This window comes from Geomonas paludis (assembly GCF_014193585.1).
GTDB lineage: Bacteria > Desulfobacterota > Desulfuromonadia > Geobacterales > Geobacteraceae > Geomonas > Geomonas paludis.
The window spans coordinates 85,336-95,846 of record NZ_BLXY01000004.1 but is presented as its reverse complement, the minus strand read 5'-3'; the positions used below and the strand labels follow the sequence as shown (position 1 = coordinate 95,846).

Annotated in this window: 10 protein-coding genes; all 10 read right to left on the bottom strand. The window is 65.7% G+C overall.

Features of this window, described 5'->3' with window-relative positions; genetic code table 11:
• Positions 1 to 96: 96 nt before the first annotated feature.
• The gene (locus H7687_RS12460) at positions 97 to 789 is read right to left on the bottom strand and encodes a PilZ domain-containing protein (RefSeq protein WP_183347805.1); all 693 of its coding nucleotides are present in this window, start codon (positions 787 to 789) and stop codon (positions 97 to 99) included.
• A gap of 82 nt (positions 790 to 871) precedes the next feature.
• Positions 872 to 1,006: a hypothetical protein gene (locus H7687_RS22110; RefSeq protein WP_281376703.1), complete on the bottom strand. Its 135-nt coding sequence runs from the start codon at positions 1,004 to 1,006 to the stop codon at positions 872 to 874.
• 177 nt (positions 1,007 to 1,183) lie between these two features.
• Positions 1,184 to 1,384, bottom strand: a complete 201-nt coding sequence (locus H7687_RS12455; protein ID WP_183347803.1) for a cold-shock protein — start codon at positions 1,382 to 1,384, stop codon at positions 1,184 to 1,186.
• A 130-nt stretch (positions 1,385 to 1,514) separates the two neighbouring features.
• Positions 1,515 to 2,243 carry a hypothetical protein gene (locus tag H7687_RS12450; protein WP_183347801.1) on the bottom strand — a complete coding sequence of 243 codons (729 nt, stop codon included), beginning with the start codon at positions 2,241 to 2,243 and terminating at the stop codon, positions 1,515 to 1,517.
• Positions 2,244 to 2,313: 70 nt separating this feature from the next.
• On the bottom strand, positions 2,314 to 4,854 hold the full coding sequence (locus H7687_RS12445) for a response regulator (protein ID WP_183347799.1): 2,541 nt from the start codon (positions 4,852 to 4,854) through the stop codon (positions 2,314 to 2,316).
• Between the two features lie 100 nt (positions 4,855 to 4,954).
• Entirely contained in the window at positions 4,955 to 5,713 is a 759-nt protein-coding gene (locus H7687_RS12440) for an NADH-quinone oxidoreductase subunit B family protein (protein ID WP_183347797.1), read from the bottom strand.
• Between the two features lie 235 nt (positions 5,714 to 5,948).
• Positions 5,949 to 7,460 carry a hydrogenase large subunit gene (locus tag H7687_RS12435; RefSeq protein WP_183347795.1) on the bottom strand — a complete coding sequence of 504 codons (1,512 nt, stop codon included), beginning with the start codon at positions 7,458 to 7,460 and terminating at the stop codon, positions 5,949 to 5,951.
• The gene (locus tag H7687_RS12430; RefSeq protein WP_183347793.1) at positions 7,457 to 8,890 is read right to left on the bottom strand and encodes a proton-conducting transporter transmembrane domain-containing protein; all 1,434 of its coding nucleotides are present in this window, start codon (positions 8,888 to 8,890) and stop codon (positions 7,457 to 7,459) included. Before H7687_RS12430 ends, H7687_RS12435 begins: the two co-directional genes overlap by 4 nt.
• A 4-nt stretch (positions 8,891 to 8,894) precedes the next feature.
• On the bottom strand, positions 8,895 to 9,536 hold the full coding sequence (locus H7687_RS12425; RefSeq protein ID WP_183347791.1) for a hydrogenase: 642 nt from the start codon (positions 9,534 to 9,536) through the stop codon (positions 8,895 to 8,897).
• A gap of 4 nt (positions 9,537 to 9,540) precedes the next feature.
• Positions 9,541 to 10,449: a respiratory chain complex I subunit 1 family protein gene (locus H7687_RS12420; protein ID WP_183347789.1), complete on the bottom strand. Its 909-nt coding sequence runs from the start codon at positions 10,447 to 10,449 to the stop codon at positions 9,541 to 9,543.
• Positions 10,450 to 10,511: the final 62 nt, after the last annotated feature.

Sequence of the window (10,511 nt, the reverse complement as noted above, 5' to 3'; positions counted from 1 at the left end):
GATTCTTTAGCGGCAAATGCCCGCCACCAAAAGCCCCCTTCCCTCGCGGGCGGGGGAGAGCTGGAAGGAGTTGGACAACGCTGCGGCAGCACGGGTTCAGTTGGGGGCGACCTGCTTGAGCCACTCGACCTGGCGCGGGGACAGTCCCTGGTCGAACATGACGCCGATGCCCGGGATGCTGCGGCACCCGCCCCAGGGAATGCTCCAGCAGACGCCGGCCTCGATGGCCGGTTCGCCGGTGAGCTCCGGGAAGCTGAGCCAGACGCGGTCGGCCTTGGCGAAGGGGTGGGTGGTATGCACGAAGGCGCCGCCCTGGGAGATGTTGACGGTGAAGGTCTTGACCGTGACGGCGCCGGGGAGGCCGTCGCGGGCGGACAGCAGCAGGCTCAGGTAGCTGTCCTTCCTGGCGAAGCGCCTGAGGCAACGGGCGGAGAAGGTGCCGCAGCGGTCCTGGACGAAGCGGGCGAGTGCGGCGTCGGTGTCGGCCGCGGCGGGGGAGTTTTCCTGCGGGCCCAGGGTGATGCTCTGCAGCCTGGCGTCCCACTTGATGCGTAACGTCGGGTAGAAGTTGATGCAATCGTAGGCGATGCTCTTTTCTTCCTTGGAGCAGCGCACCAGGGTCAGGATGTCGACCAGCAGCCCGTTGTAGGCCGACTGCACGGTCATGCGCAGCACCTCGTTGAAGTCGCCGGCGGTGTGGTAGCTGACCCCGATCCGGTCCAGGATCTGCTCGTAGGCCGACCTCGCCTCCGGCTCGCGCACCACCATCAGTATCCTGGTATCTTCCATGACGTCAGCCCGCCCTCTTTACCAGGCCGGTGCCCGGGAAGGAGCCCCGGACACCGGCGTTCACGTCTGCCTGTGGTCCTCTCTAGTGCTCGGTCTGGGGCACGCCCTGGTGATAGGACGTCATGGCACGGTCTTTGGCTACCACGTGCCCGACTACCGCGATCCCGGCCACGATGACTGCAATGCAGCAATACCTCGTCCTCCTGGTGATTTTCATGAAAGCGCCTCCCGTTAGATTAAATTTGACCAATAATGGATATCATAGGGGGAGAGGTTGTCAACGGACGGCACCAGTGCCAGCGCGGCGGGACGGGGGGACAGCGGTCGGGAAGGAGGCAAAAAAAAAGCCCCGGATTGCTCCGGGACTTCTCATTACAGCGTTGGGGAAACCTTTTTAGACGCGGGAGACGTTGGCCGCCTGCAGCCCTTTGGGGCCCTTTACTACTTCGAAGGTGACGCTATCGCCTTCAGCCAGGGATTTGAACCCGTCGCCGGTGATGGCGGAGAAGTGAACGAACACGTCGTCGCCATTCTCCTGCTCGATGAAACCAAACCCCTTGCTGTCGTTGAACCACTTTACAGTACCGTTAACCATTTACTTTTACCTTCTCCATGCTTTCTGCTTGTTTTATTGTCCGGTTCATTCCGGACCTTGGCCACATTAGCAGCTTGGCTGTGACAATGCAAGCTATTTAAATTTTCGGCTTTTGACCGTGCCCCCTCTGTTACGGGGTCAGCTTCACCACGAAATCGGCGCCGTCGATGGTCAGCGTGGTAACGGCGCCTGCATCAACGATATCGGACCTGTTGCGGATAAAGATCCTCCGGTTATTCAGGAACGGAATCGTTTGGGTGACGGTGGCGAAGTTGGTCGGAATTACGTCGTTATCACTGATCCCGTACTGGGCCAAGCCGGAGTTGACGGAGTCCTTGATGCTGATCACGTGCGTGCCGATGGCCCCGTCGACACTGGTGATGGTCGCCATGGCCTGACGGAACGGCGCCGGCTGCAGCACGGTCAAAGAAAAGCTCGGAGTATCGACGAAACGCGTGGTGCTGATGAAGTCGGCGCTCTGGTCCCCGATGGTCAGCGTACTCTTGGTCGAGGTCCCCAGGGTGGCCGCAGCCTTGTGGGTCACCGTGACCTTGTCTCCGTTTTTCACCGTCCCTGCGCTACTGGTCGGGGTGCTGCCATTGATGGTGTACTTGCTATCGGTTGTGCCGCTGATGCTGATGGGACTGCTGGCCGCGGTCAGACCGGCGACCGTGATTTCCGCGGAGGTAACGTCCGCACCCTTGTCAGTGCCGGTGACGGCCGCAAAGGAGAAGGGGTCCGGAGAGGTCGGCTGTCTCACGTACTGCGGGAACCAGTCGACCTCGCCGCAGCCGGCGACGGCAAGCAGCAGCAACAAGGGGAGCATCCGCAAAAGGGATCGGAAGAAAGAAAGCTTCATGACATGCCTCGCTCGGTAGTTTATGGCAAAGCCCGGATACTACTCAAAGAAAGACGCGTTGACAAGAGGATTAACGGAGCTTGCGGGAGCTCTCCCAGTTCAGCGAGGAGAGAACCTCGCGCAACGCCGAGAGCTTGTATGGTTTCTGGACGAAGCCCGAGATTCCTTTGCCCAGGAACTTGCGGGAGACCTCGTGCTCGCTGAACCCGCTGGACATGACCACCCTGACCCGCGGGTCCATGCGCCGCAGTTCCGCCAGGCACTGTTCCCCGTCCATCTGCGGCATGGTCAGGTCGAGCAGCACCAGGTCGATGTCGTTGCGGCGGCGAAAGATCTCCATCCCCTCCCGCCCGTCGGCGGCCGTCACCACGTCAAAGCCCAGTTCGCCCAGCATGTCCCTGCCGAGGGCCCGGATGGTGTCCTCGTCGTCGATCAACAGGACGGTCCCGCTGCCGCGCCAGCTTTCCCCGGGTGCGCCCTCCGCGTGCAGGAACTGCACCGGCGCGTCCCCTGCGGGAAGCACCACCGTGAAGGTGCTCCCCCGCCCCGGCTCGCTCTCGATGCGGATCGCGCCCAGGTGGCCGCGCACGATGCCCAGTACCGCCGCCATCCCCAGCCCCCTCCCGGTGAACTTGGTGGTGAAGAAGGGCTCGAAGATCTTGGCCATGGTGTCGCGGTCCATGCCGCAACCGGTGTCGGACACCTTGACGTAGGCGTAGAGCCCGGGTTGGAGCGCGTCGGAGAGCCACCCGCCGCCGGGGTGGGGCGCGGTGCACTCCACGCTGCCGGTCGAGATGGTGATGGTCCCGCTCTCATCGCCGATCGCCTCGGAGGCGTTGATGACCAGGTTCATCAGCACCTGACGGATTTGGGTGGCATCGGCGGTTACCGCCGGCAGGGGGCGACCCAGGTCGTAGACCAGTTGCGCCTTCTTGGAAATGGAGACGCTCAGCATGTGCCCCATCTCCTCCACCAGGCGGTTCAGGTCCAGTTCCTCGGTGATGAAATGCCCTTTGCCGGAGTAGGCGAGCATCTGGTGCGCCAGGTCGGAGGCCCGCGCCGCCGCCATCTCGATGCGGCGCAGGTTCTCGGTCACGGGGGAGTCGGGGGTGAGCCGCATCAGGGCAAGGTCGGTGTTGCCGACGATGACGGTGAGTATGTTGTTGAAGTCGTGAGCGATGCCGCCGGCCAGCACCCCCAGGCTCTCCAGCTTCTGGGCGTGCAGCATCTGCTTCTCCAGCTTCAGCCGCTCCTCTTCGGCCCTCTTGCGCTCGGTGATGTCGTGGGCGGACCAGATCACCCGCCCGCCGGGCATGGGGGTGACGTTGCCGGTGAACCAGACGTCGTCCCCCTCTATGTTGAGGGCGTAGTCGACGGTGACGGTCCTCCCGGCGGCGAGCGCCTTCTGGATGGTGTCGATGAAGAAGTCCGCCTGTTCCTTGGGGAAAACGTCGGGAATCTTCTTGCCGACCAACTCCTCGGGGGGGAGGTACAGCCTCTTGGTGCTGGTCGGTGCGATCTCCAGGTAGCGCCCCTCGGCGTCCAGCACCAGGATCACCTCGGTGAGCGAGGCGAAGATGGAGCGCAGCTTCAGCTCCGAGGCCTGCAGCGCCTCCTCGGCGTGCCTGCGCTCGACCACCTCGGTCTTGAGCCTGTCATTGATATCGCAAAGCTCGCGGGTCCTGTCCTCCACCATGCGGCGCAGCACGATGGGCTGGTGCGTAAGCCAGTAGGCGGTCAGCGCGGCCAGGGTGCTCAGCACCAGCACCAGTCCCCCTTCCCCAAGGAGCACCCGCCACTGGTACCATCCCCCCACCGGTTCCACCGAGAGGGTCCATTCGCCGTTGGGGAGCACGATCTTCTGGCTCACCGGCCGGGACAGGTCACCGCCGTGTTTCCAGAACATGTCGCGGGTCCCGGTATCGGGCTTGATCCTGGAGATGCGGTAGTTGAATTCGCCGCCCAGCGCTCTTTGCAGTTGCACCGTGTCGAAGAAGCTCTCCAGCCTGATCATGGCCGCGGTGAAGCCCCAGAAGCGCTTTTGACCTTCGGCCCCCTTCACGTACACCGGGAGTCGCCCCATGAGCGCCAGCCCCCCCTGGATCAGTTCGAAGGGCCCCGCCAGGGTGAGGGAACCGTGGCGCAACGCCTCCAGGGCCTCCTTGTTGGCGTTGGCCTTGTCCAGAAGGTTCAGCCCGATGGCCTTCTCATTGCCCTGCAGGGGATAGATCTCGGCGATGACGCCGCCGGGGACCAGCTGCAGGGCGGAGAGGCCCGGATAGAGCTCGAGCATCTCCCGGGCCAGTTCCTGGAAGTTGTCGATCCTGCCGTTGCCCTGCCGGATCACGGCCGCCAGGGCGTAGGTCGAGGAAATGGAGCGGTTCAGTTGTTCCTGGATGTCGTGGGCGGCCTTGACGGTGAGGCCGGTGACCTGCTGGCGCCGGGCGTCCTGGCGCTTGGTCTCATACAAGAGGATGACGGAGCCGGACAGGAACAGGCCCAGCAAAAAGGCGAGGAGTGTGACGCTCCAGACCCGGACGTTATCCGGGCGGGAGGAATGGGGCGTGGGGGGTGATGCAATCGGCGCATGGCTCATGTGCGCATCGTTCATGGCGACTCGCTGCAACGGGTACGGAACTGCGAAAGAAGCGGCAACTTCCTGAATAACCGAAAACAGCGCAGGAGTGCAAGCCTTTTCAGAGCCGGCCGTTTCAGCCCATGCGGTTTAGCAGGCGCAACAGTCCGTCGAGGATGGTCACCGGGTGGGGCGGGCACCCCGGGATGTAGAGATCGACCGGCAGCAGGCCGTCCACCCCGTCGTGAGCCGCGGGTGAACCGATGAAGGGGCCGCCGTTGATGGCGCAGGCGCCGCAGGCAACCACCAGCTTGGGGGCCGGAATGGCCTGGTAGGTCTGCAAAAGCGCCTCGCGCATGTTCTCGGTGACCGGGCCGGTGACCCAGAGGGCGTCGGCATGGCGCGGGCTGGCCACGAACTGCAGCCCGAAGCGCCCCATGTCCCAGCCGATGGTGGAGAGGACGTTGCTGTCCGCCTCGCAGGCGTTGCAGCCGCCGGCGACCACGGAGCGGAACTTGAGCGAGCGGCCGAACAGGGCCAGCATCTTTTGGTCCAGCGCCTGCGCCAGTCTGCGCTCCTCCCCTTCCCGCACTACCAGGTCCTCGCGCCGGTTCACCGCCAGGCGGGCGTCGTTGCCGTAGGTGATGGCCCCTTTCGGGCAGGCCTCGGCGCACTCCGCGCAGAACAGGCACTTGCCGAGGTCGACCGAGAGCCCCTGGCCGCACGCCACCGCCCCCACCGGACAGGCGTCGGCGCAGAGACGGCAATCGGGGGGGCAGAGCGAGCGTTTCAGCTCCGGGTAGCCGCGGAAGCGCTCCGGCAGCGGCAGCGGCTCTTTCGGGTACGCCATGGTGCGGTGCCCCTGCTTGATGCGGGCGAGGATGGCCTTGATCATGATGCGACTCCTGTTTTCAAATGACGAACACCAGCCGGTCCATCCCCCTCTCCCCTGGTCCGTCCCTTTCACTCCCTGGTCCATCCCCCTCTCCCCCTGGGAGAGGGTCGGGGTGAGGGCTTTGCCATAGGGCGGACGGGCGGCACTCCGCAGCAACACCCTCACCCGCCCTTCGGGCACCCTCTCCCGGAGGGAGAGGGAATGGGTGTTGCCCCTTCCGAGACGCCCGTAGAGGCTAGAGGTCGAACCCGCAGTAGGAAAGGTTGAAGCTCTTGTTGCACAGCGGGAAGTCGGAAATTTGCCCTCCGCGCAGCGCCAGGGCGAGACCGGTCCAGTTGTGGAAGGAGGGATCGGTCACCTTGTAGCGCTGGAAGTTGCCCCGCTGGTCGGTAAGCGCCACGTGGCAGATCTCGCCGCGCCACCCTTCGGTGAGCGCCACCGCCAGCTGGTCCCCCGCCACCTCGCGCACCGGGTTGGCCACGTTGACGCCGGGCAACTGGGAGAGCTGCTCCTCGATGAAGTCGAGTGACTTCTCGATCTCCAGCCAGCGCACCAGGGTCCTCGCGTAGACGTCGCCGCTCTTGGCGGTCTCCACCGGGATCTGGCTCATGCTGTAGATGCCGAAGGGGTGGTCGCGCCGGATGTCCCGGTTGAGGCCGCTGGCACGCGCCGCCGGCCCCACCAGCCCCAGTTCGATGGCGGTCTGCTCGCTCACCACGCCGGTCCCCTCCAGCCTCGCCATTACCGAGGGGGTATCCCAAAGGAGATCGACCGCGTTATGCACCTCATCTCGGGCCACCTTGATCCGGTCGGCAAGCCGGCGCGCCTCCGCGCCATCGAGGTCGAAGCGGACGCCCCCCGGCAGTACCAGGTCGCGGCCGAAACGGCTGCCGCAGATCCCCGCGGTCATGTTGAGGAAGTCGCCGCGTATCCTGCCGCAAAACGACGCGGTGGGGAGGTAGCCCACGTCCCCGGCGATGGCGCCCAGGTCGCCGGTGTGGTTGGCCAGCCGCTCCAGTTCCAGGGCGATGCCGCGCACCGCCTGGGCCCGGGCCGGCACCCGCGTCTCGGAAAGCGCCTCGACGATCATGGCGTAGGCGGTGCCGTGGCCGATAGTCGTGTCCCCCGCCACGGTCTCCATCAGCTTGCGCATCCGCTCGCCCGGGCGCCCCTGCATCATGCGCTCGACGCCGCGGTGCTGGTAGCCGAGCGAGATCTCGAGGTGCATCACCTCCTCGCCGAAGCACTGGAAGCGGAAATGTCCCGGCTCGATGATGCCGGCGTGCACCGGCCCCACCGCCACCTCGTGCACCTCCTCCCCCTCCACCCGGTAGAAGTCCATGACGCCGACGGTGGGGGGGGACGCGGGGGTTTCCCCGGGGAGGGAGCCGAGCGCCGGGGCGAAGCGGACCGGCTTGGGCCAGGGGTGCCCCTCCAGGTTCAGGTAGAACTGCTCGGCGATCTCGCGCTCGAAGAGGTGCAGTTGGGGCGCCTCGGAGACCAGCGAGTAGAAGCTCTTGCCGGTGACCTGCGTGCTCATGACGCCTATGGAGGCGTGGCTCTTGAAGGAAAGGAGGCAGTACAGGCAGATGCCGTCCTCCTCCTGCATGCCGAAGTAGGATACCACCCGCCAGCCGCCGGCAAGGGCGGAGAGGAGCGCCTGGGCGAAGCGCTCGGGCGCGTGGCGCGGAATCTCGCGGCGCGGCAGCACGCCGCCGTTCTGGGTGAAGACCAGGGCCGGGCTCATGCCTCACCTCCCAAAAGCCGCGCCGCCTCGTGCAGGAGGTCCTGCAAAGGCGTCGGGATCCACACCCCCAGCACCAGCACGAGCCCCATCAGCGCCAGGGGGGGCAAGACGGTGGGCGCGGCATCCCGGTAGCGGGTCCGCTCCAGGTCCGGCGGTACCTCGCCCAGGACCACCGGAAGCACGGTGGAGGCCATGCCGATGAAGATGAGCGCCAGGAAGAGGAGGAACAGAGCGCCGGTCCAGTGGTTCCCCTGCCCGAAGGCGGAGGAGACGATCAGGAACTCGCTGACGAAGGGGGCGAAGGGGGGCGACCCGGTGATGGCCAGGAAAGCGGCCAGGAAGAGCGCCGCCGACCAGGGGGTGCGCCGCAGGGCGCCGCGCACGAACTGGGTGCTCTTGGAATTGAAGGCGCGGTGGATGTTGCCGCAGGAGAGAAAGAGCACCCCCTTGGTGAGGGAGTTGTTGATCATGTGCAAAAGGCCCGCGAAGAGCGCCCCCTTGCCCAGCCCGAGCGCCACGGCGATGATGCCGACGTGCTCGACGCTGGAATAGGCGAGCATCCTCTTGAAGTCGCTCTGGCGCGCCATGAAGACGGCGGCGAAGGCCATGGAGACCAGTCCCATGGCGAGGAGCACCTGCTGGAAGAGCGCCCCTTCGCTCGAGGCCGCCGCCACCTGGTACACCCGCAGCAGCGCCAGGAGGGCGCAGTTGACCAGCCCGCCGGCAAGGAGCGCCCCCACCAGCCCCGGGGCCTCGCCGTAGGCGTCGGGCTTCCAGGTGTGCAGGGGGGCAAGCCCCATCTTGGAGCCGAAGCCGACCAGCAGGAAGATGAAGGCGGCATGGCGCCACCCCGGATGGAGTGCGGCGGCGTCGCGGATCAGGGAGGGGAGCAAGAGGCTCACCTCCTGCTTGGCCACGATGGTGGAGTAAGCCAGGAAGAAGAGCCCCAAAAGGGCAATGGCGATACCGACCGAGCAGATCAGCAGGTACTTCCAGGTGGCCTCGATGGAGCGGGCGTTGTGGTTGAAGTAGATGAGCGGCGCCATGGTCAGCGTGGTGGCCTCCAGCGCGATCCACAAAAGCCCCAGGTGCTGCGAGATCACCACCAGGGAGGTCGCGGCGAGGCAGACCAGCAGCGAGGCGCACAGCACCCGGTTCGGGCGCTTCAGGCGGTAGCTCAGGTAGCCGACCGCGTACAGCGAGCAGACGGTGAAGAGCACGCTGTTGGCCATGAGCACGAGCTTGCCCAGGGGATCGAGCCAGATCCATCCCGCCGGGGAGGGGGGCGGCGTGTTGACCAGGAGCGCGGCGCTCACCCCGAGCTGCGCCAGGGAGAAGACGGGGAGCACCCAGACGCGCCGGCGGTTGTCCGGGACGAGCCAGGAAAGCGCGGCGCCAAGAAGCGGAAGCAGGACCAGGGCCCACATCATGTCGCTATTCCTCCCTCAGCGCGGAGAGTCTCGAGGTGTCGATGCTCGAGAACTCGCGGCTGATGTGGTTGATGACGATCCCCATGACGAAGATGCCGACCAGGAGGTCGAGGAGCGCCCCCGCCTCCACCATGACCGGCATGGCGTCGGCCAGGAGCAGGCCGAACAGGAAGATGCCGTTCTCCATGAGCAGGTAGCCCAGCACCTGCGAGATCGCCTTGCGCCTCCCCATGAGCACCAGGAAGCCGCTCATGAGGGTCGCGGCGGCAGCCGGCACGATCAGGAGCCCCTCGTGCTCGGGCGCGAGCGGGAGCTTGGCGGCGAAGATGAAGGCGAGCGAGGTGAAGAGCGCCCCCAGCACCAGCGAGGGGATGTAGCCGATGAAAGGCGAGAATTCACGCTCGATCTCCGCCTTCTTGATGGCCCGGATGATCAGGGCCGGGATCAGCGCCCCCTTCACCAGGATGATGCTCACCACGATGAAGCTGACGTGCCAGGAGAAGGGATGCACCAGCGCCGGCAGCGTCCCGAGCAGCACCCCCTGCACCGCGACGCAGCGCACCGAGAAGGCGAGCCGGCTGGTGCCCAGGACGGCGAAGTTGATCAAGAGACAGAGAACCAGCAGCTGGTCGGCCAGCGAATTCATAGGGTCACCTCACAACCAGGACCAGGGAGAATGCGGTCAGGATCAACGCCGCCACCAGCAACTGCGGCACGCGGATCAGCCTCAGGCGCGCCATCACCGACTCCACCACCCCGATGGCCACGGCCAGGAGCAGCATGCCGGCCGCGAAGACCACCCAGTCAACGTAGGCGTTGCCCGAGGCGAAGGGGAGCGCGATGTTCACGAAGAGCGCGCCCAGGAGGTAGAGCTTCAGCGCGGCGCCGTAGAGGACGCAGCAGAAGTAGGGACCGCTGTGGTCCAGCACCATCACCTCGTGGATCATGGTGAGCTCCAGGTGGGTGTTGGGGTCGTCGAAGGGGATGCGGCAGTTCTCCGCCAAAAGCACCACGAACAGTCCGGCCAGCAGCAGGATGAGCGAGGCGCCGGTCCCCATCCAGACCGGGAGCGTCACGTGCTGCAGCATGGGGGTGAGGCTCATGGTCCCGGAGAGCCTGGTCAGGGTGATCAGGGCGAAGAAGAGCGTCGGCTCGGCCAGGCAGGAGAAGCTCACCTCGCGGGCCGCCCCCATCCCCTCGAAGCTGGAGGCGGTATCCAGCGCCGCCGTGGTGGTGAAGAAGCGCCCCAGGGCGAAGAGGTAGGCGAACAGGATCATGTCCCCCTCGAAGGAGATCGGGGCGGGGTGTTTCCCCAGCGGCACCAGGAGCGCGGCGAACAGGGTGGCGGCGAGGGTCACCACCGGCCCGGCGCTGAAGATCCAGGTGGTGCTGTCGGAGAGGACGATCCCTTTCTTCATGAGCCGCCCCATGTCGTAGTAGGGCTGCAGGAAGGGAGCGCCCACCCGCCCGGCGAAGGCCGCCTTGGTCTTGCCGATCACCCCCAGCAACAGCGGCGGCATGGCCAGCACCAGCACCACGTGGAAGATTGTGTCGATCATGTCCGACTCCTGTGCTCAAATCCCGGGTAGATCATGTCCAACCTGTAGGGGCGAATAATCAT

Bases quoted from the DNA above. Each gene is read 5' to 3' on its own strand.
- H7687_RS12435 (WP_183347795.1), bottom strand. From the start codon at position 7,460: ATGAGCCCGGCCCTGGTCTTCACCCAGAACGGCGGCGTGCTGCCGCGC.
- H7687_RS12460 (WP_183347805.1), bottom strand. From the start codon at position 789: ATGGAAGATACCAGGATACTGATGGTGGTGCGCGAGCCGGAGGCGAGG.
- H7687_RS12430 (WP_183347793.1), bottom strand. From the start codon at position 8,890: ATGATGTGGGCCCTGGTCCTGCTTCCGCTTCTTGGCGCCGCGCTTTCC.
- H7687_RS12455 (WP_183347803.1), bottom strand. From the start codon at position 1,384: ATGGTTAACGGTACTGTAAAGTGGTTCAACGACAGCAAGGGGTTTGGT.
- H7687_RS12440 (WP_183347797.1), bottom strand. From the start codon at position 5,713: ATGATCAAGGCCATCCTCGCCCGCATCAAGCAGGGGCACCGCACCATG.
- H7687_RS12450 (WP_183347801.1), bottom strand. From the start codon at position 2,243: ATGAAGCTTTCTTTCTTCCGATCCCTTTTGCGGATGCTCCCCTTGTTG.
- H7687_RS12425 (WP_183347791.1), bottom strand. From the start codon at position 9,536: ATGAATTCGCTGGCCGACCAGCTGCTGGTTCTCTGTCTCTTGATCAAC.
- H7687_RS12420 (WP_183347789.1), bottom strand. From the start codon at position 10,449: ATGATCGACACAATCTTCCACGTGGTGCTGGTGCTGGCCATGCCGCCG.
- H7687_RS22110 (WP_281376703.1), bottom strand. From the start codon at position 1,006: ATGAAAATCACCAGGAGGACGAGGTATTGCTGCATTGCAGTCATCGTG.
- H7687_RS12445 (WP_183347799.1), bottom strand. From the start codon at position 4,854: ATGAACGATGCGCACATGAGCCATGCGCCGATTGCATCACCCCCCACG.